Here is a 20064-nt window from a genome sequence, read left to right on the forward strand (position 1 = left end):
TCGTGGAAATTCCACCGATTGACATATTGACAATTTCGTCAGCAGGACTCCTCATAGCGACGTTCGGGGTAGTCGTCAGAAGGGGCTTTGCGGATTGGCTCAGCGCCTACCGCTACCAGACGGTGGTCCTGGCCGCGGTGACTGCGGTGATAGCGTACTTTACCGGCGTGTGGGAGATTTACGTGGCAGCCGCGCTGACGCTCGTAATAAAGGCGATAATAATCCCAAAGGTGCTCCTGCGAGTCACCAAGAAAATCAAAGACGAGTTCAAGATAGAGACAAACCCGTACGTGAGCCTCAGGCTGTCAGTCTTGATATCGGCTCTACTGGTCGCGCTCTCGTACGCGCTGACCCAGCAGATGTTCCCTGCGTCGAGCCTTGACAGGGTGACCATGATGTACCTGCCGGTGTCAATCTCCCTCTTTTTCATCGGCCTGTTCGTCATGGTGAGCAGGAGGATGGCGCTCAACCAGGTGGTCGGGCTTTTGATAATCGAAAACGGGCTTTTCCTGTTCACAACCGCATTAACACACGGAGTTTCGCTGATTATAGAGATAGGAATTTTCGTGGACATTCTGATAGGGATCATCATCTCTGCAATTCTCATCTTCCGGATTAGTCGGACGTTTGACACCTTGGACATAGGCAGCCTCGAGAAGCTGAGGGATGACTGAAAATGACTGAATGGGCCTTGTTGGTTGGTGCTACATCGGCGGCGTTTCCTACTGCGTCAAGCGTGTTGATATTTTCCCTGCTCCTAACGCCAGTGGCAGGAGCCCTCTTTGTTACGCTTTTCCGCAAAAAAAGGGCCGCGGAGCTGATAACGGTCGTTTCGGCGTCGTTAATACTGATACAGGCCCTAGGTCTTGTTGCAGATGTGATTGTTGAAAAAAAGATCTCTGCTTTTGGCGAGTTGTTCTTTTTCGATGCCTTTGGTGCACTGATTATGCTCCCAATTGCAGGAGTCGGTTTCGTCTCCGCGCTATATTCGATCAACTACATGGGGAGGCAATACGAACATGGCTTGGTTGATGACAAGCATATCATCAGATACTATCAGGGATTCAATGTCTTTCTGCTGACCATGTTGCTGGTGCCTGTATCTAACAACATGGGTGCAATGTGGGTAGCCATAGAGGCCACGACTCTGGTGTCTGTCTTGCTGATAATGCTCTACACAAAGGAAAGTGCCATAGAAGCGGCGTGGAAGTATCTGATAATCGCGACAGTTGGTCTGTCATTTGCGCTGTTTGGGACAGTATTTTTCTACTACGCCAACGTCACCGCGATCTCGCCCTCTGCCGAAGCAGAACCTAGCTCCGCCATGAACTGGACAGACATGGTTTCTCACTCCAAACTGCTTAATCCAGACATCGTCAAGATCGCCTTCATCTTTATCCTAGTCGGCTTTGGAACAAAAGCAGGTCTAGCTCCGATGCATACATGGCTTCCAGATGCGCACAGCGAGGCCCCGACGCCGGTCAGCGCACTGCTCTCGGGAGTGCTGCTCAATTGCTCAATTTACAGCATCATAAGATATCATATAATAACATCCGGAACGGTCGGGTCTGCGTTCTCAAACCAGTTGCTGATAATACTTGGGGTTGTATCTGTAGGTATTGCAGCGGCATCAATATACTTCCAGAAGGACATGAAACGCATGCTTGCCTATTCAAGCGTCGAACATATGGGAATAGTCTCCCTGGCTATGGGTTTTGGCGGATTTATAGGAATATACGGTGCACTACTTCACATCATAAACCATGCTATTGCCAAACCACTGATGTTCTTTGCGAGCGGAACAATAAGCCAAAAGTACGAGACAAAGACCATGTCGGGAATCAGAGGCATTATCAAGATCATGCCAATCACAGGTGTGCTTTTTCTAATCGGAGGGCTCGCCATCGTAGGCATGCCCCCGTTCAACATCTTTGTGAGCGAGTTCATGATATTGAGCTCCGGATTCGGAAGCGGTCAGTTTGTCGCAAGTTCGCTTGTCATTACATTCCTAGTAATAATATTTGCAGCCTTCATGCGACACCTCATAAAGATGGTCTTCGGCAGCCCCAAAGAATCTGGAAGAGGAATGTCTGAGGATTCGATCGCAAAGAAGGATGAAATGGGCAAGCTCGCAATAATACCGATGATAATTCTGGCGATATTTGCAGTCATACTCGGTTTCTATATCCCGTCACCTATACAGACCTTGGCGAACGATGTCATGCAGATTTTTAACCAAGGGTCTATTGCTGCAGCGTTCCCCACATCAGATTTGGTTTCGGGAGTTGAGTCAGGATAAATGTTTGATTTTGTGATCGAAGTCTTCGTAATGGATCTTTTTATGAAGAACCCGGCTGCACCCCGAGTAAATGACAGGATACAAAGAATTACAGCAAGAGGTGGAACATGGATATGATGCTGGGAGGAGATGCAACTGACCATTCCAACACAGCGAAGTACAAATCAGCGATACTCCAAAAACTAGGCAAGAAGGTAAGAGGAATTCATATTCTGAATGGCAATGAAATCCACGTCATATTATCAACCAAGGAAGAAATCCCGGAATCATGCTATTATGTGCACAAGGATCTGAAGACAAAGCTTGCAACTGTAATCTGTAGCGACGAGCGTCTGGCAGGCCGCGGCTTTATGCTCAGATACGTTTTTGCAAAAGAAAACGGAGAGGACGTGTTCATCATTTTAACTGCGAGAATAAAGGAAAACGATGACTCTGCAGGCGGGCGACATTTAACTTTCCCAAGCATAGCCCTTCACATTCCCTCGGCCGCGCTTTATGAGAGAGAGATTAAGGACATGTTTGGCATCTGGCCTGACGGCAACCCCGACACAAGACCTCTCGTGCTTCATGAACAGTGGCCGGAAGACGTCCATCCTCTAAGGAAGGATTTCGACATTAATTCAAAAATTCCTCGGATTTACAACCGCGAGTATCCGTTTACAAAGGTGGAAGGCGAAGGCGTGTGTGAAATCCCCGTCGGACCTGTGCACGCGGGCATAATCGAACCAGGACACTTCAGATTCAGCGTTCTGGGAGAGAACATCATCAACCTTGAAACACGCCTTTTCTATACACACAAGGGCACAGAAAAGCTGGCCGAAAGCATGAACCTTGACCAGGTCTTGTTGCTCAGCGAGCGAATATCCGGAGATGAAGCCGTGGCCAACTCGATGGCATACTGTCAGGCATTGGAAAGGATTGCAAGGGCAAATGTGCCAAAAAGAGCACTTCAGATAAGAACTATCTGCGCGGAGATGGAGAGGATATACAACCACCTTGGAACGCTTGCGGGCATGTCAACTGACGTGGGATTTGCCTATGGCGCGTCTAGGCTCAACATACTCAAGGAAAGGATGATGCAGCTCAACGAATACGTGTCAGGTAGTCGGCTTCTGTTTGGTGTTAACAGGATAGGTGGAGTGGGCATAGACCTGATGGACGATAAGCTGAAGCATGTCGTAAACACTACGAACCTTTTGTCGGAGGATTTTCAACGCGTGATATCGATGCTGAAGGACAAGTCGTCGGTAATGGACAGGATGCGAAACACAGGAATAATAACGAGGAGGGTGGCCGCTGATCTTGGGCTTGTGGGAGTAGCCGCAAGGTGCGCGGGCATAGACGCAGATACAAGGCGAGACCATCCTTACGCCGAATACGATTCCCTTCGTCTTGATATGCGCCATGACACGCCCCAGCATCTGATGGAATACGAGATAGAGATGCAAAAAATGAAAGGAGATGCATTGTCGCGGTTCGAAGTTAGGGTAGAAGATGTTGTAAATTCGATCAGCATTGTGAACGAAGTGATAACTAATCTACATAGTGACAATGTACTCGTTGTCGCTGATGTCGTGGACCGACTTGAACCTTACAGTCACGCGCTTGGCTATGCGGAATCACACAGAGGTCAGACAATACACTGGGTGATGATAGGGGAGGATTGCAATTCACTCTCTAGATACAAGATTAGAACAGCGTCATTTGTTAACTGGCCTGCGATAGAGCAGGCTGTGCTCAACGACATAGTCCCCGACTTTCCACTTGTAAACAAAAGCTTGGACCTTTCGTATTCGGGGAATGACCTATGATCGGAAAGATTGGCAAGCGCGCAAACAGCGGCTCTGCGGACATCGTGGGCAACAGCATCGAAACCGTTGGCGATCCGATAAAGGACATTCATGCTTTCCCGAATTACCGGGGCAGGGTTTCGCTTGCCGAAAAGGCCGGACTGCCACTTGAAAATTATGAAGCTGCAGAAGAGATCTGCGCGTCGGGGGCAATCAAGATACAGGCCTGTGGAGACAAAGAAAAGATAACTCTTGACATGGGCAAGTGCTTTTTGTGCGGAAGGTGTCAGGAAGTGGCGCCGGACCTGCTCAGGGTTGAAAGCGCGTTTGCCATCCCTGTAAGGAAAAGGGAAGAGCTGATAGAATCGCTTGACGGAATCGCGCCGGCAGAAGAATCCTTTGAAAAAATGGGCAAGGAGCTAAAGGAGAAGGTGGGCAAGATTCTTGGGAGATCGCTTGCTGTGCGGGAGGTAGACGCCGGCTCGTGCAACGGCTGCGAAGTCGAGATAACCGCGCTCAACAACCCCGTCTACGACATAGAGAGGTTCGGCATCCATTTCGTGGCGTCGCCGCGACATGCAGACGTGCTACTTGTCACCGGGCCGGCGTCAAGGAACATGGAAGTGGCGCTGAAAAGGACGTACGAGGCTACGCCGGACCCAAAGATAGTAGTCGCTGTCGGCGCGTGCGGGTGCAGTGGGGGCATATTTGGCGACACCTACGCGACTACGGGCGGAATTGACAAGATGGTGCCTGTCGACGTGTACATACCCGGCTGCCCGCCAAGGCCGGAGGCTATACTGTACGGGCTCTTGCTGGCAGTCGATAGGATTCCGGAAAAACACGGCTAGGAAAAGTACGGGCTCAGAGGGACTACTTCAAGCTTCTGTTACACAAGCTCAAGACTGAAAGTATTCGACAAGGATGCTCCGCAAGAATGCTGTACGCAATAGCAAAGCCTGCAGATTTGCCATTTCAAGTGGAATCCGCTTCTTGCCTGACATTGATTACTTGGATTACTATATTGGTGAAGAAGTTTATGCATTTTGTCGCATTGACATCGGATAAGGTGATCATGCGGCAGAAACCCTCTAGAGGACAATGACGCGGCTTCAGAAAATAGGTGATAGATTATCACTACAATTAAGATAGATGTCGTAAGGTAGGCTGAAATGGCGTGGGAGTAGCATCAGAGCGACAAGAATGAATAAAACGACGAATGACCGACGGCTAAATCTTATCATGCAACGATGCGGAGCGGAAGAAAAATGTATGATAAGGTAAAAGAAAATTGAACATGAAAATGGATAATGCGGGGAGAATTTTTTGGCACCAGCAACAACCGACCTTCTGGCGTCAAAAGTCCATGTAACATCTTTGCCATTCTTCTGCATAACTCCTGCAAGCGCTGAAAGTGCAAAACCTGTGCTTTTTGGCAGCAATGTCCTTTTTGATTCAATTCAGCATCCATAACCAAGCTTTGACAGATGGGTCTTAAGGTCGTTGGATCAGTTCTACTTCTGGTCCTACGATCATTGACAGTTATGATTCCTATGCCTGATGCAACTTGCACCACTGACCCCTAGATATGCTTGGTGCCACTTCTGGTGCCAAATAGCACATCAATTGTCCTGCAAGTTGGCACCAGTGGTGCCAGATCATACGTTTGAAGTGGTACCACTGGTACCAAAATCCCTCTTCTGGTGCCAAAAATGATACCACTGGTATCACGCAGACTGCACAAATGTGACTGGAAATGAATCGATTTGTCTAAAGATGGGTTTGGTGCTACTGCACCCCGCCTGTTCTGGTACCGGTGGTACCAACGGAGGAAGCAGGCAATGCCTGCAATCAGGTTTCGTTCGGTAGGTTTGTTGATTAATATTTTCAACATTACTAATAGCAATTAGAATTAATAAACATTCTTGTAAGTAAAAACACAAGATTCCTGCTAATAAGTAGCAAATTTCACACATGAATCATGCCAATAGGCAGCTCTAGAACAGTACGATAATTCACAAACCCGGCACAATTTTTCTGCCTTAAATTCCTACAGTGCTGTAGTATTTGGAGGTGAATGATGCAACCACAGAGGAAACCGTAAACGATGTTCCTAGCAAGCAGACAAGAGTCAGAATCAACACAGAAATAGAAGGCGAGCCGGCAAAGATACTGCTTGAGCTGAAGCAGCGGGGTCTTGTTTCAGACAACACGGACGCTGTCAACCAAGGCCTGCTTGTGCTGTACGACAGGGTGCTCAAGCGCGATATGGCTAGACTTCAGCTGCAGCGGTTGAAAGAGGTCCAGTAGGAAGGGTCTCTCCTTTTTCTTTCCCCTTGCTTCCCTCGTTGTCGCCTGCTTCAAGTTCTTCTTCAAACTTGAACACGCTGCTATTGGTTTTGATTGCCCGGTCCAAGACATCTGTTGCATCTTCTGGTTTCTCCCATACCGCGTCAAGCATCCTTCTGACATCGCGCTCGTCCCTTGCCGCCTTGCATATCTTTTGTACCGTCGCATCTTTTGGCACTCCTTTATCGCGCAGTTTTTCATTGAAATTAGCTGCTCTCAGGAGCTGGACATTCAGCCTTTCGGCGTACTGGGCCAGTGTGATTGTACTGTCGCTGTTATCTTTGCTATTGACCGTTGACACCTTTACGTGGATGTCCTCAAACGCTCCGCCGGCAAACACTCCTACAACGCCGTTCTTTACCTGCCTTTCCTCCGGAGTGTCGACGCCAAAGTCGGTGCTCCATTTCAGCACGTTGAAAAAGTCATCCAAGTCCTTTCTTCTCACTAGCCCCCACTTGCATTCCAAGACGTATGTGACAGGTCTGGCAAATACTGAGGGTGTCACGGTCCATACTCTATCTACTTCTGCGTTTTGCCTTCTGTCTCCCACACTTTTTATCAAATGAAGAGTAATACGCCTTGGGTCCATCCTGCCGGTGCCGTTGTTCCGGTGGTTCTGTGTCCGAAACTCAGCTCCTATAGTAAACTTGTCAATGAACCATTCAACGCAGGCTTCCCAGTTGTGGCCTATCCGGTTTGCTCTCCCCTTGCTTATCCTGATGTAGTTTTTCGCCATCTCCAAAGCTGCGTTTAGGACCTCTTCGTTCATGGATTCATGGTAAAAGTAGCGGTAAGCGTCAAAGAGCTTTACCTCTCTGATAGAGGGATACAGCTTCGTGGCTCTGGCAATGGCAGATTCAACTTCGTTGTCTGTTGCTCTGAGCGCATCTTTGATCTGATTTATGCTTGCGATTCTCCCAAGCTCTGTTTCGCTTACCACCAGGTTCCTTATTGCCAGCACCCGTTGTACCAGAGGGTTTGTTGACGCCTTGCTCTTTAGCGCTTCGTTTGTGCGCATGACAGCTTGCTTTAATGCATCAAGGTCGTCGCCGCCATCCTGCTGCTCAATCCATGTAATCAAATAGCCTTCCTGAAATGGTGACTGCGAGTCATGGGTCTGATATCCCCTCACATACAGCAGCCCTTTCCTTTCGTACCTTCTGGCAGTGGTCATGATGTCCGGCATTGTTACCCCTTTTTCTTTCAGTGCATTGAAAATCTCGGTTGAATAGAATGCCCTGTCTGAATTCTCCTTGAGGAAATTCAAGACGAGCTGAGCCTTGCTTTTGCTGCCCCTGTTGCCACGCTTGTCCGAGTATTCGGAGCTGAATTGAACAAATCTGTGGCCGTCTATGACGAAAGGCGTATCTTCTGTGCGTGCCCTTTCTCCTTCCACTTCCCCTTGCCCTCTTTGACCGTTGATAACATACAAGTGAAACATTCTCGTATTGCTCCTGAATCCAGCTCGACCTTTGAACTGCTTGTTGTATTCAAACAGTGGTTTGTCTGTCCTTAAAATGAGGCGCTTCCTCCACATGTTTGACAGCAGATGGAATGTTGTCTTTTCGTCAATGCCTGTAGTGGTAACGACGTCTCTGGCTGATTTTGGCCTGCCGTCTGCCAAAGCTGTCAGTACGGCTTTTACACAATAGTCTTTGCCATGTACAGCCATCACATACTACACTCTCCTGCACATTTAAGGCGAGAAATGGAGTTCGAACGTCTGCATGTATTGTACAGTGCCGCAAAAAACTGGTCTAGGTTATTCTTGCCTATTTGCCAAAACAGAGCAGGAATATTGCTCCTTTGGACAAAGTAAGATGGTGGATGGGGAGAGATTCGAACTCTCGACCACCTGTGTGTGAGACAGGTATCCTAACCAGGCTAGACCACCCATCCACCGTATGCGCGTGTGTTTTTGCTTTCGATTGACCGATAATATATGTCCAGCTACGTTCCTTCCGAAAACCCGTCGAGGTACACTTTCTGCTCTGGTGTGAGCGTGTCAATATCGACGCCCATCGACTGCAGTTTTGCAAGTGCGATTTCCTGGTCCTGCTGCTTGTCGATGTTGTAGACGATTGGCTTCATCGTCCCCTTTGACTGCGCCAGCCTGAGCACCGACAGGAACTGGTTTGCAAAGCTCATGTCCATGACTTCGGACGGATGCCCTTCTGCCGCTGCCAGGTTGACGAGCCTGCCCTCGCCTATCAGATAGACGCGGCTTCCGTTCTTGAGGCTGTACTGCATAGTGTGCTGGTTGATCTCTTTTGTCCCTGTAGACTGTTTTTCAAGGTCTGGAATAGAGATCTCGACGTTAAAGTGGCCGGCGTTGGCAAGTATCGCGCCATCTTTCATCTTGGAAATGTCGTCTGAAACAATGACGTCTTTGCAGCCCGTAGTCGTGATAAACACGTCGCCAACTTCGGCGGCCTTGTTCATCGGCGCCACTGAAAAGCCATCGAGTTTTGCCTTGAGCGCGGCAATCGGGTCGACCTCGGTCACGATCACGTTTGCTCCAAGGCCGGACGCCCGCTTTGCCACTCCCTTGCCCACATGGCCATACCCTGCAACGACTACGTTCTTGCCAGACAGGAGCACGTTTGTGGCTCTTATGATGCCGTCCAGCGCGGACTGCCCTGTGCCGTAGATGTTGTCAAAGTCGTGCTTGGTTTCAGCATCGTTTACCGCGATTACGGGATACAAGAGCCTGCCAGACTTTTGCAGGGCGCGCAGGCGCACCACTCCGGTCGTAGTTTCTTCGGTGCCGCCGTACAGCGGGCCGGCAAGACCGCCGTTTCTCCCTTGTTCAAGTGCCTTGTGCATTTCTACCGTCAGGTCCGCGCCGTCGTCGATTGTTATGTGCGGGTTTAGCCTCATCGAGGCGTGGATGTCGTCATAGTATTCCTTTGTGGAAACGCCCCTGCTTGCAAAAACGGAAACGCCGTCGTGCTTGACCAGAGATGCGGCGACATCATCCTGCGTCGAAAGCGGGTTGCACCCGCACCAGGATAGCTCTGCGCCGGCGGCTTTTAACGTCCTTACCAGCACGCCAGTCTCTTTTGTCACGTGGAGGCAGCCTGCCACCCTTATGCCCTTTAGCGGCTTGGTCTCGCTGTATTTCTTTCTTAGTGCAACAAGAACAGGCATGTGCGCCTCTGCCCAGTCGATGCGCCTCTTGCCTTCTTCGGCAAGCGCAAGGTCTTTAACGCGGTATTCCATGAAAACTGCAAAGGCCGGTGCCATATATTACGTGTTCGCTAAAGCAGCCCTCGCCGGAGCATTATTGCCATGACGTGCTCGTCCGTGACTGGCGCAAAGTCCTCGTAAAACTCGCCCACCGCACCAAAATCAGGAGGCGCGGCAAGCACAACCACCGAGTCTGCCTCGTGCCTTAGCGCCTCGACAGTCTGCGCCGGCGCCACCGGCGCGGCAATTGTAAGCGACGCAGGCTGCTGCTTTTTTATCCATCTTGCCGCGGCAATAGCGGTCGCGCCTGTGGCAACCCCGTCATCTACAAGGACGACTTTTCTTCCACGGATGTCGTAGGGAAGGCCGGCCTTGCGGTATTTGGACTGCCTTCGTTCTATCTCGGCCACCTGCTTTTCCTTTTCCCGCTCTATGTATTCCTGCTTGACTTTAAGCGCTATCACCACGTAACGGTTGATATAGTCAGTGCCGTCGGCCATGACTGCACCTATTGCAAGCTCCTCGTTTCCGGGTGCACCGAGCTTTCTTGGGATCACGATGTCAAAGCCTGCCCCCAGTTTGCCTGCGACAATGTCTGCAAGGACGACTCCACCTCGCGGTATGCCAAGTACTAGTGCGCCTTTCTCCCTCACTGCAGGAGCAAGAATCTCTGCAAGCGCGTTCCCCGCGTCTGCCCGGTTTCGGAATCTCACTGCACTATAGATTTTGCCGGCGCAGTTTTTAAGCATTGGCCAGTCCAGAAAAAAAATAAACTATAATTCTACCTGCCGCCGTCTTCTTTTTTGCACTTACATGCGCAGGGTACAGATAGCAGTCATCGGATATAACAAAGACAGCTGCACAGAAGCAGCAAGAAAGGCAGCATACAAGGTCGGAAGCGAGGTAGCAAAGGCAGGCGCAGTGCTGGTGTGCGGGGGCCTTGGCGGCGTCATGGAAGAGGCGTGCAGGGGCGCCAAGGACAACAGCGGCACGACAGTTGGGATCATACCAGAGAATGACGCTTCCTACGCAAACAAGTACTGTGACATTGTCGTGTGCTCAACTATTGGGTTTGCCCGCGACTTTATCGTGGCCGGGACGGCTGACGGCATCATTGCAGTTGGCGGCGGAGTCGGCACGCGGATAGAGCTGTCGGCAGGATACATGCTGAAAAAGCCGATGGTGGCGATAAAGGGAAGCGGCGGAACGGCTGATGAATATGGCGGAAAATACCTTGATGAGCGCAAGCGCGTAGAGATAATGATGGTGGCAAGCCCAAAAGAGGCGGTCAGAGTTCTACTAGAAAAGATTGGAAAGAACAATAATGCCGGGCTGGGGCACGACAATCCACCGCACACATAGCGCGTGTGATATTGCACACACGCGAGCGTTTCAGCGGTTTCCGCCGTTACTTGCATACACACTTGCCCAAAGGACAGGTGCGTGCGTTCGGGCAGCCACAGACACTTGCGCCAAGAGCCTATACCCTTTGCGTAGTTTTCTGACGGATCGTGCTTTTCCAGTTCGGCATAGTCTATACGCAGAAAAACGATTTAAGACTTTCTGTCACTTTGTGCAGCAAGAGCTAAGCCCGGTAGCTGACAAGATACGGGTCTGGCTGGTAGAACTGCCCGTATTTTGCCGCCAGCTCTTGCAGAGTCTTGACCACGTTTTGCGGGCCAAACTCTTGCATGGTTGCAAACAGCTCCTTCTTCAAGCCCATGCCGAGCTTTAGCGCCTTCTCAAGCTCCGCCCTGTCGCAGACGCCGTTTGTAATCAGCCACGCCGCGTTGTTTGCCGCCACTGCAAGCAGTTTTATCGGGTTGTAGGTTGCGGCCTCTTGCTCTGTCAGGTTGACGCGCTCGTACTTGTCGCCCTTGTACTCGTAAAAGCCCTTGCCGGTCTTTTGGCCGAGATTCTTTTCGTCAAACAGCTGTTTTATTTTTGGATGCGGAAATATCACCTTGGCGTCGCGCATGTGCATCTCGACAGTCGCCTTGTGTATCACGTCAAGGCCTGTGTAATCTGCTAGCTCAAATATGCCCATTGGAAAAGACATCCGAAACTTGACTGCCGAGTCTATCTGCGTCATTGAAGCGTTGTCGCGCTCCATGCAGTACACCGCTTCGTGCACCAGCGGGATAAAGACCCGGTTTACGATAAAGCCGGGCACGTCCTTTTTGCACAGGACCGGCTGCTTGCCCACCTTTTTGCAATAGTCCATAGCCATGTCCACCATGCCGGCGTTGCTCTTGGCGCCCGGTATGACTTCGACCAGCGGCATCAGTTGCGGCGGGTTGAAAAAGTGCAGGCCGATAAAGCGCTCCGGCCTGCTTGTGAGTGCGGCCATGTCGGTTATTGGCAGGGTACTCGTGTTTGATGCGTAGAGCGTCTTGTCCTCTGCAAAGCTGTCCACCTCTGCGTACACTTTTTTCTTTAGGTTCATGTCCTCCGGCACCGCTTCGATGAGCAGGTCTGCGCCCTTGAGCGCTGTTTTCAGGTCGACGACAGGCGTGATCCGCGCAAATATCTTGTCTGCGTCCTGCTGCGACAGCTTTTGCTTTTCGACCAGCTTGTTGAGCGACCACCTTATCTTTTCCATCGCCTTGTCAAGGAACGACTGCTCGATGTCGCGAAGAGTGACATTGTAGCCGGCCATCGCGGAGACCTGCGCTATGCCGTGGCCCATCACGCCGGAGCCAAGGACGGTTATCTTGTTTATTGAGACGGACATGTACAGCTATGCACATACTACACGGTGATTTTTAATGTTGCTATCACGAACACTTAAAAGACGGAGAAAAAGAATCGAACAGACGTATATGGCTGCGCGTAAGAACACGTCGCGCAAAAAGCGACTGATGAAAAAGACCAGGCAGAACCAGCCGGTTCCAGCATGGGTAATCATCAGGACCAGCAGGAAGGTCAGGACCAACCCCAAGCGCAGGCTTTGGCGCAGGTCCGATGTCAGAGTTGGATAAGAAGTGAAATAAAAATGTCAGAAGAAAACGTTACCCGCGTTTACACTATCAACCTTGGAAGGGCGTGGCTCACACCGGAGCACAAGAGGACCGACCGGGTTGTCAACATGATCAGGGAATTTGCAGAAAAGCACATGAAGTCCGGCGATGTCAAGCTGGACCAGGACCTCAACAGGCAGATCTGGTCCCGCGGCAAGACCAACCCGCCAAGGAAGGTCAGGGTCAAGATGGTCAAGGACGAGGACGACGTCGTGACGGTTTCGCTGTACGAAGAGCCGACCGAGTCTGCGCCAACCCCGGCACCAGCGGCAACGGAAGCGCCGGCAGCTGCGACAGCAGAAGCCAAGCCAGCGACAGAAGAGACGAAGGCAGAAGAACAACCAAAGACACAATAAAGTAAATGATAGACGTCTGCCCCGTCTGCTACAAATTTTTACAGACAATCTACGACAAGAAAAAGATGAAAGAAGTCAGGCTTGCGCCCGACAAGGAATGCAAGAGTATGTACCACAAGAAACTGACAGACTCGTTCAAGACTTTTTAGCGTAGCTACAGGTCTCGCACTTTTCAAATACTGTGCCGTCAAGGTGGTCAAAGTGGGCGCCGCAGTCCTTGCAGGTATGGTGGATGTCAAGGTATCCGTCAGTCGCAGTAAAGCTCCTGCCCTCAAGTTTCTGTCCTTTGCAGACTATACACCGGCAACCGCAGTGGATTGTTTCCAACGTCCACAGAAAGGGCGTTTTTCTATAATAACCTATTCGAGGAGCGGGATTGCAAGTTCCAGGTCGGGTGCCGAGTCAGGCTCATCCCAGTCAAGGTGGCTGTCTGCAGAAAAGATCTCGCCCAGCGGATCGTATGCGTCAAAACGGGTTTTTTGCGGCGCCGAAGCTACGACATGCACGCGCACGCCGCCATCAGCAACAGCAAGCGAGGACATTGCAACCTCCGTCGCCCCTTCCTCCTTGAATATGCCCTGCGCGTAACCTATCAGCTGGTTCAATTGAGAGATCGGAAGCTTTTCACCCCCCATGACGTACACAACGGTACGCCTGATGGCGTCGGCGTCAGTGATATCCTGGTACAGCATTGAGACAGAGTCGCGAAGGGACGCTTGCGAATCGGCTGATGCCTTACTGGTAGACAGTATGTTCATGTCCGGCCTGACGCTCCGAGACGCGATGGACGACGCCACCTCAACGATGGCGCTGTTGGTGAGGGAATAGCACTCTTCCTTTGAGAGATCGGGATTGTTGTCGAGAAACGCGTCGTTGTCCATCACGACTGTCGAGTGTGATGCCTCTCGCATCCGCCTCAGAGAAACGCCAGCAGAAAATACGCGGTCCTTCTCAAACCCAAAAGGCATTATGGCAAAAGAGATTACGGTGCTAGTCTTGCCAGCGATGCCGCAGACAAGTGGTGCCATCGCCGCTCCTGCTCTGCCTGCAAGGTTTGCGATTACTAGTACAGTGCCAAAGCCCTCAAGCTTGGCGCGGATCTGCTCTTGCTTTGCAGATGCAAAAGACCTCAACTTGTAGGCCGAAGGATTGACCCACTTGCCAGAATTAACGAGAATGGAATTGTTGCTGTCAGCAAGATCGCGCTTGTCATTGCTCATCAAGAGGCATTCGCAATCAATTGCCTCGCTGACTTTTTTTGCGAGCCTGCTTCCGGCGCCGCCAATACCAACAACAAGTAACGGATTTTTGATCAAAATATCTTCGGACACGATCCCCCGCTCTCCCTCTGCAACAGTAGCTCGCGAAAGTTAAAAAGCTTTGGAGATTAACAGCCGGCCGCGCGTGGTGTAACAAGTTTGAGCTGTTACAGGATCGCGCGGGCTTTCAAAGAAAAGCTGGAAAAATCGTAAACCTCGACACGTATTTTTTCACCCAGCTTGAAATTGTCCGGCTTGTCGGCAAGCACTACGGATTTGTACGCATAGTTTCTGCCCTGAGCAACCTTGCCGAGCTCGTCAATGACGATTTCTCCCTGCCAGCCCTTCCATGAGGCGTTGCGCTTTTTTGCGATGTCGCGCACAAGTTTGGTAAGCCGCGCCGACCTTTCCTTTGCCACCTGCGAGCTCACCCTGTTCTTCATCCTGGCAGATTCCGTTCCCGGCCGCGCGCTGTACCGCGATATGTTGACAACGTCAGGCTGCGTTTCATTGAGGAGATCAAGCGTCCTTTGAAAGTCTTCCTCAGTCTCGTTAGGAAAGCCGACGATGATGTCAGTCGAGATCGTAAAGTCTGGCATTTTTGCCCTCAATGTTTTTACCGCTTCTGAAAACACCTGCGCGGTGTGGCCGCGCTTCATCTTTCTCAATATCCTTTCACTGCCGCTCTGCACAGGCATGTGGATGAACCTGAACAACCTGTCGTTTCTGGCATAGACGTCTGCAATCTCGCCTATCATGTCGGGCATGTACTGCGGGTTCAACATTCCGACGCGGATCTTGAAATCGCCGTCAATCCCGGCGCAGGCCCTCAATAGCTCTGCCAGGTTTGTCCCCATGTCGCGGCCGTAGCAGCCGCTGTCCGTCGAGGTGAGCCACACCTCCTTGCATCCTGCACTGACATCGTCTCTTACCTGCCTCGCAATGTCGCCTATCCTGTAGCTGTAAAGCCACCCCTTGGCAAGCTTTGTCTGGCAGAATGTGCACTCGCTCATGCACCCGCTTGCAATCTCGACAATGCTCACAACAGGGTTTATCCTGACCCGCGGGATGTTGACCTTGGCGACCCTGGAATCCTCAAGTGCAAGCAGGCGGTTGCCGGAAAACGCAGAACCGACGACGTCGGCAGACCTGTCAATAGAGTGCGGCCCCATGAGGCTTGCCATCGGGCTGAGCGACTCTACCATCGCCCTGTCAGCCTTTGGGAGGCAGCCTGCAATGACGAGCGGCTTGCCGGTCTTGCTCAGCTGCTTTATGCGGTGGACCATCTTGTGCTCGGTCGTGTCTTTTACAGAGCACGTGACGATGAGGTTGAGCGACCCTTCCTTTCTGCTTGAAGCAATTTCGTAGCCAGCATTCTTTAAGAGCCCGGTTATCATCTCCGAGTCTGCCATGCTGGCAGAGCAGCCGTATGCCTCGATCCACACCTTCTCCTTGCCCTTTGCAGGCTCCTCCTCTTCTTTTTCTTGCCTCTTGATTAGGTGTATCGACTCTATGAGCTTGGGCTTGAGTGACCGGACGTACATGTAATGTCTATCGGCATTTGGTAGCGCGCATTGGTTTAAAAATCCTGTCTTTTTGAGATAGCGAGTCTTTTGCCAGGACGGGATAGTTAGATTGATTCTGTTGCGGAATGCCATTACACAGTTCTGACCTGCCTGGCAAACGAGAGAGATCTCACTTTGCCAGCTTGAACAGAACCATTTCTCTCACGCTTGCTTGTTCTGCGACCAGATTTCTGACAGGATGGCAACGTAGGTTGTGACAAGCGCTCCGGACTCCGTCGCGTCGCGGTGGTTTTCCATGTCGTTTCCAAACGCCATGGTGAGTGCCTTTGGCATTTTCAGGTATTCATTCATGAATATCAAGAGCGAGTAGTACATCAGCTTCATCACTTCTTCAGGGCTGTCTGCCTTTACCTTCATGCTGTCAGTCACGTTGGAGGCTACAAGCGAGAACTGCGGCGACAAGAGCGCCCTGTCGCCGTCAAGCCTTATTGCGCCCATGTAGAGCAGGTCCTCGATTGCCGAGGCTGCCTCCTCAACGCGCTTGTCATCCTCTCCTCCGGACAATGCGATCAGCTATTATATCCTCTTCTTCGCATTATTTTAGATTACCCGCAATGCCCTTGTAGTTTGCAACAAACTCGGGGTCCACTATTCCTTGCACGACGTACGGCTGTCCGGTAGAAAGCACGATGTCCATGGCTACTGCGCTGTACGGGATGTCAAACATCTCGACCTTGGCAGGGTCATCCACTTCATAGAGCTTGTCGCATTTGCCTCCCTCGCAAGCAAAGCCGTACACCTTGCCTATCTTTCGGTGACCCGAACCTGCCGCGCGGCCCCCTGCAGACCCGCGCGACTCTTCAATCATCAGGACAAAAATTTCATTTTTGGCAGGCTTGTTTAGGTGCACCTCACTCTGTGCCACTACAAGTTTTCGCTGGGGCAGCTGCAAGATCGCGTCCAGAGATTCAGAAGAAGCAGACATACGCGCGATATTGCCAGGCTGCGCTATAATATTATACTAGCGTGCAGATTCACGACATTTTTCATTACACGTGCAGCTGCGGTTTTGCGATCAGGTTATCATACTGTACGGCTTTTCTTGACACAGACAGTATGATAAGTTTCACAAAAGGAAAAACTAATGTTATAAATTCCTATTGGTAAAGAAACTGATGTATATATTTAAAATAATATTCCAAACTAATGTAAATTTAATACTTAAATATGGCAAAGTGGACAGTGTACCAGGAGCAAAAATGGCATTTGAGATACACGCTAGCTATCTGGCATTTGGCATAAGTCTGCCACTGGTAGTGTGGTTTGTCGCAACCCACAGAAAAGAACTTGCCGGCAAAGAGACAATAGTCACGCGCAGGCATTATACTGCCACAGATACTGCGGCGGCATAGTGCAGGATTTTGCTCGCCGGGGCAATCACCTAGTTTGCGATCTCTTTACTTTTATTAGACTTGTTATTGCTTTCCAATTGCCAAAGCGATCCCCTTTTTCAGGTCGTCAATAGTCATCGCAGGATGCAGTTCAACCTTGGCCCCGAGCATGAACAGGGGCTCCGCCACTGCGGGTATCATGTCGACGCTTGGCAGGTCAAGCACAAATACAGCAGTCCTGTCGCCATTTAGTTCAAGAAAGTACGCGGCCTCGGCCTTGTTGGCCTTGATGTAGTTTTCCATGTTGGAAATAAAGTTCGGGTCCTTGACCATCTTGTTGCCTGTCTCGGTAGGTATGATTGCTCTTATGACAAATCTCATGCTTTGCAATGAGAACCGATTGATTTAAGCGTCGCGAGAGAATCATCGCAATAGATATAATATCTGAAACACGATCTTGAAGCATGGCACGAACACTTTCATCCCCTCAGGTCCTAAAAACGGGCGCAAGCGCACCCAGTTTCCAGTTAAAGGGCGTTGACGGCAAGACACATTCGCTATCAGAGTACAAGAGCAAGGCGACGCTCGTTGTTTTCATCTGCAACCACTGCCCCTTTGTCAAGGCAAGGATAGGCGACATTGTCGCGCTCCAGTCTAAATTCAAGCCTTCTGAACTGCAGGTCATCGGGATCAACAGCAACGACCCGAGCTACCAAGACGAGGGCTTTGACAACATGGTCAAGTTTTCCAAAGAATACGGACTGAACTTCCCATACCTCATCGACGAGAGTCAGGATGTCGCACGGGCATATGGCGCGGTGTGCACGCCCGACCCGTTCCTCTTTGTCGATGGCAAGCTGGCATTTCACGGCAGGATAAACGACGCAATGGAGCCGGAGGCCAAGCCGACCGTGCCGGTGATGGAAAACAACATCCGCGCGCTCTTTACTGGCAAGAAGCTGGAAAAGGATTTCGATCCGTCTATCGGCTGCTCGATCAAGTGGAAAAATTAGCCGTACTGGTAGACGATCCCTTTTTCCCCCCTTGGGTGGCGCCACTCAGTTTCTTTGGCGCATGTCCCGCACTCTATGCAGGCCTCATGTTGCAGTACAACCTTGCCGTCTTCAAGGCTGTAGCATTTCGTGGGGCAAAGCGTGACCATTTTCTTCATAAACTCTGACTCGGGTTTTGTGACTTTGATGTGCGACTGCCTGTCGTCGTCGTACTTTAGGCTGGCGACCCGCTCTGCGACGCTTGGTATTGTTGGCGTATAAGACGCAGTGACCTGCTTGCCTAACCTTTCTGCGATTTCTATTGGAACCTGCACGTACGTTTCTTCAGACTCGACCAATGGCAGTAGTTTGTCGTAGCCAAGCATGTTGGCAAGTCCCACTGCAAGGCCCCTGAACGCGCTTGAGGATATTAGCCGGAATATCATGCCGTAGCGCTGGCCGACGATGTCCTTTGGTACGTCTTTTGTCGCATCAAGGAATGTTTTCAGGTAATCCTTGTCGATTTCGCGCATGTCCCGCGTGTACGGGCTTGCCTCTACTTGCTGTGAATAGTACTCGCCCATGTACTCGGGCGCAAAGTTGTTGCGGTCGATTGCACGCACTATGGATTCGGCTGCCCTTACCGCATCGTCGATCCCGACGTTGAGCCCTTCGATCCGAGGGCCAATGAACACGCCCCTTCCGGCGGCGTCTCCCACAAACAGGATGTTTTTGTGGTATGGCTTTTTCATCATGCATCGCTTGCCGTCCGGGACAAGCTTGGCTGAATATTCCAGCTCTACATAGTCGGTTTCAAATTTTGCCCCGTACTTGGACTGCAGGTCGTTCTTTATCGATTCAAGCCGCGACCTTATCTCGTCGTCAGATTTGTACTTGCCCGATTCAACGAGTTTTTTGCGCGCAGAGGGCGAGTAATACGCGTCGCGCAGCTCGTTCCACGTCTTTACCAGCTTGCTGACTGCAAACCTCACGCGAAGCTGCTCTTCCTTTGGAAGGTTGCGGTCAATCTCTTGCTTGACTGCCACCTCGTCTCTGACAAACTCGGACACCAGCGGGTTTCGCAGGAGGGCATCGACAAGCGCGCTAGGCTCTGCAGGCTTGTCCATCAGCGAGTCAAAATGGTATACGGCGCCGATTGATAGCGTGTCGCGGTTCGTATAGGCAAAGCCGCCTCCGATGTGCCCAAGCGTGACGTCTCCTGCAAAAAGGTGGGCGGCCCCTTCGTCAGGGCCCATGCCAAATCGCTCCTCCAATACCTGCTCTGGCAGTTTTGCAATCACCTTGACGCCCTGGTACAGCTGCGCCGGCGAAAACTTGGGCCTAGCTCCTGTCATCACGGCTATCTCCGAGTTGACGCCGTCTGCGGCAATTACCGCCTTTACCTCGAACGGTTCAAGCTCGTCCGTCTCTATTACTGCGCGGCCTTCATCGCCCCAGCCAATCGAACGGACGTGCACGCCAGACACTATTCCTCCGCCGGCTTTTTCGGCAGCCTCTGCGGCCTGCTTTGCAAACCAGGCGTTCAGCCTGCCAAGGAGCACCGAATACCCGAAATTTGCCTGGTACTCGTGCGCGGCAGTCAGGTCGATTGCAAAGTCCTTGTCCTTTGATACAGCGTGCAGGATGTATTTCGTTATTTTGCGCTCTACAGGTGCCTCTGAAAAGTTGCCATAGACGTCTTCAACGTTATGCACTTTGCCGTGCCTTGGCTTTTTTGAGTACAGGATGCCTCCAGAGACGTTCTTTGTTCCTACCTGCCTGCCGGCTTCAATTAGGACAGCCTGCCTGCCAAGGTCGGCCAGTTTTTTCAGTGCGGCAAGTCCTGCAGAGCCTCCGCCAATGACTGCAACATCATAGCGCTCTGTCATTTTG

Annotated in this window: 22 protein-coding genes and 1 tRNA gene; 11 read left to right on the top strand and 12 right to left on the bottom strand. The window is 51.1% G+C overall.

Features of this window, described 5'->3' with window-relative positions; translation table 11 throughout:
* Window positions 1–2 precede the first annotated feature (2 nt).
* The 5 genes from NTE_RS11025 to NTE_RS11045 all read left to right on the top strand — a co-directional run bounded on the left by NTE_RS11025 (window position 3) and on the right by NTE_RS11045 (window position 6399).
* On the top strand, window positions 3–674 hold the full coding sequence (locus NTE_RS11025; protein ID WP_148701067.1) for an NADH-quinone oxidoreductase subunit K: 672 nt from the start codon (window positions 3–5) through the stop codon (window positions 672–674).
* A gap of 2 nt (window positions 675–676) precedes the next feature.
* Window positions 677–2299, top strand: coding sequence for a hydrogenase 4 subunit F (locus tag NTE_RS11030; protein ID WP_148701068.1), 1623 nt, complete (start codon window positions 677–679; stop codon window positions 2297–2299).
* Between the two features lie 113 nt (window positions 2300–2412).
* Window positions 2413–4110: a hydrogenase large subunit gene (locus NTE_RS11035; RefSeq protein WP_158385462.1), complete on the top strand. Its 1698-nt coding sequence runs from the start codon at window positions 2413–2415 to the stop codon at window positions 4108–4110.
* Window positions 4107–4940 carry an NADH-quinone oxidoreductase subunit B family protein gene (locus NTE_RS11040; protein ID WP_193354072.1) on the top strand — a complete coding sequence of 278 codons (834 nt, stop codon included), beginning with the start codon at window positions 4107–4109 and terminating at the stop codon, window positions 4938–4940. Before NTE_RS11035 ends, NTE_RS11040 begins: the two co-directional genes overlap by 4 nt.
* Before the next feature lie 1222 nt (window positions 4941–6162).
* A complete protein-coding gene (locus NTE_RS11045) occupies window positions 6163–6399 on the top strand; it encodes a hypothetical protein (protein WP_148701070.1) in 237 nt (78 codons plus the stop codon).
* On the opposite strand, the gene NTE_RS11050 is transcribed toward NTE_RS11045, so the two are convergent.
* The 4 genes from NTE_RS11050 to NTE_RS11065 all read right to left on the bottom strand — a co-directional run bounded on the left by NTE_RS11050 (window position 6362) and on the right by NTE_RS11065 (window position 10340).
* Window positions 6362–8113: a hypothetical protein gene (locus NTE_RS11050; RefSeq protein ID WP_148701071.1), complete on the bottom strand. Its 1752-nt coding sequence runs from the start codon at window positions 8111–8113 to the stop codon at window positions 6362–6364. The two genes, NTE_RS11045 and NTE_RS11050, sit on opposite strands and share 38 nt — an antisense overlap.
* A 146-nt stretch (window positions 8114–8259) precedes the next feature.
* Window positions 8260–8337: transfer RNA gene (locus NTE_RS11055), tRNA-Val, on the bottom strand.
* Window positions 8338–8388: 51 nt separating this feature from the next.
* The gene (locus NTE_RS11060; protein ID WP_148702138.1) at window positions 8389–9660 is read right to left on the bottom strand and encodes an adenosylhomocysteinase; all 1272 of its coding nucleotides are present in this window, start codon (window positions 9658–9660) and stop codon (window positions 8389–8391) included.
* A 38-nt stretch (window positions 9661–9698) separates the two neighbouring features.
* Complete coding sequence (locus NTE_RS11065) at window positions 9699–10340, bottom strand: phosphoribosyltransferase (RefSeq protein ID WP_158385464.1); 642 nt, start codon at window positions 10338–10340, stop codon at window positions 9699–9701.
* A 100-nt stretch (window positions 10341–10440) separates the two neighbouring features.
* Here NTE_RS11065 and NTE_RS11070 point away from each other — a divergent pair, with 100 nt between their 5' ends.
* Window positions 10441–10989, top strand: a complete 549-nt coding sequence (locus NTE_RS11070; RefSeq protein WP_148701073.1) for a TIGR00725 family protein — start codon at window positions 10441–10443, stop codon at window positions 10987–10989.
* A 223-nt stretch (window positions 10990–11212) separates the two neighbouring features.
* On the opposite strand, the gene NTE_RS11075 is transcribed toward NTE_RS11070, so the two are convergent.
* On the bottom strand, window positions 11213–12361 hold the full coding sequence (locus tag NTE_RS11075) for a 3-hydroxyacyl-CoA dehydrogenase family protein (protein WP_148701074.1): 1149 nt from the start codon (window positions 12359–12361) through the stop codon (window positions 11213–11215).
* Between the two features lie 88 nt (window positions 12362–12449).
* On the opposite strand from NTE_RS11075, the gene NTE_RS11080 reads away from it, so the two are divergent.
* The 3 genes from NTE_RS11080 to NTE_RS16665 are packed head-to-tail and all read left to right on the top strand — an operon-like array spanning window position 12450 to window position 13152.
* Entirely contained in the window at window positions 12450–12608 is a 159-nt protein-coding gene (locus NTE_RS11080) for a 50S ribosomal protein L39e (protein ID WP_075054354.1), read from the top strand.
* Window positions 12609–12622: 14 nt separating this feature from the next.
* Complete coding sequence (locus NTE_RS11085) at window positions 12623–13003, top strand: 50S ribosomal protein L31e (RefSeq protein ID WP_148701075.1); 381 nt, start codon at window positions 12623–12625, stop codon at window positions 13001–13003.
* A gap of 5 nt (window positions 13004–13008) precedes the next feature.
* Window positions 13009–13152 (top strand): hypothetical protein, encoded by a 144-nt coding sequence (locus NTE_RS16665; RefSeq protein ID WP_158385466.1) that lies wholly within the window; start codon window positions 13009–13011, stop codon window positions 13150–13152.
* Here NTE_RS16665 and NTE_RS11090 read toward each other — a convergent pair.
* The 5 genes from NTE_RS11090 to NTE_RS11110 all read right to left on the bottom strand — a co-directional run bounded on the left by NTE_RS11090 (window position 13139) and on the right by NTE_RS11110 (window position 16773).
* Entirely contained in the window at window positions 13139–13330 is a 192-nt protein-coding gene (locus tag NTE_RS11090) for a hypothetical protein (RefSeq protein ID WP_226986970.1), read from the bottom strand. The genes NTE_RS16665 and NTE_RS11090 overlap by 14 nt on opposite strands.
* A gap of 32 nt (window positions 13331–13362) precedes the next feature.
* Window positions 13363–14334 carry an FtsZ/tubulin family protein gene (locus NTE_RS11095; RefSeq protein WP_148701076.1) on the bottom strand — a complete coding sequence of 324 codons (972 nt, stop codon included), beginning with the start codon at window positions 14332–14334 and terminating at the stop codon, window positions 13363–13365.
* A 95-nt stretch (window positions 14335–14429) separates the two neighbouring features.
* Complete coding sequence (locus NTE_RS11100) at window positions 14430–15806, bottom strand: tRNA (N(6)-L-threonylcarbamoyladenosine(37)-C(2))-methylthiotransferase (protein WP_148701077.1); 1377 nt, start codon at window positions 15804–15806, stop codon at window positions 14430–14432.
* A gap of 183 nt (window positions 15807–15989) precedes the next feature.
* Window positions 15990–16352, bottom strand: coding sequence for a hypothetical protein (locus NTE_RS11105; RefSeq protein ID WP_148701078.1), 363 nt, complete (start codon window positions 16350–16352; stop codon window positions 15990–15992).
* 31 nt (window positions 16353–16383) lie between these two features.
* The gene (locus NTE_RS11110; RefSeq protein WP_148701079.1) at window positions 16384–16773 is read right to left on the bottom strand and encodes a hypothetical protein; all 390 of its coding nucleotides are present in this window, start codon (window positions 16771–16773) and stop codon (window positions 16384–16386) included.
* A gap of 274 nt (window positions 16774–17047) precedes the next feature.
* On the opposite strand from NTE_RS11110, the gene NTE_RS16670 reads away from it, so the two are divergent.
* Window positions 17048–17200, top strand: coding sequence for a hypothetical protein (locus NTE_RS16670; protein ID WP_158385468.1), 153 nt, complete (start codon window positions 17048–17050; stop codon window positions 17198–17200).
* A gap of 63 nt (window positions 17201–17263) precedes the next feature.
* Here the strand turns inward: NTE_RS16670 and NTE_RS11115 are convergent, their stop codons facing one another.
* Window positions 17264–17560: a hypothetical protein gene (locus tag NTE_RS11115; RefSeq protein ID WP_148701080.1), complete on the bottom strand. Its 297-nt coding sequence runs from the start codon at window positions 17558–17560 to the stop codon at window positions 17264–17266.
* 83 nt (window positions 17561–17643) lie between these two features.
* On the opposite strand from NTE_RS11115, the gene NTE_RS11120 reads away from it, so the two are divergent.
* Complete coding sequence (locus tag NTE_RS11120; RefSeq protein ID WP_148701081.1) at window positions 17644–18192, top strand: thioredoxin family protein; 549 nt, start codon at window positions 17644–17646, stop codon at window positions 18190–18192.
* On the opposite strand, the gene NTE_RS11125 is transcribed toward NTE_RS11120, so the two are convergent.
* Window positions 18189–20060, bottom strand: coding sequence for an electron transfer flavoprotein (locus NTE_RS11125; protein WP_148701082.1), 1872 nt, complete (start codon window positions 20058–20060; stop codon window positions 18189–18191). The genes NTE_RS11120 and NTE_RS11125 overlap by 4 nt on opposite strands.
* Between the last annotated feature and the right edge of the window lie 4 nt (window positions 20061–20064).

It is taken from the genome of Candidatus Nitrososphaera evergladensis SR1 (assembly GCF_000730285.1).
Lineage (GTDB): Archaea > Thermoproteota > Nitrososphaeria > Nitrososphaerales > Nitrososphaeraceae > Nitrososphaera > Nitrososphaera evergladensis.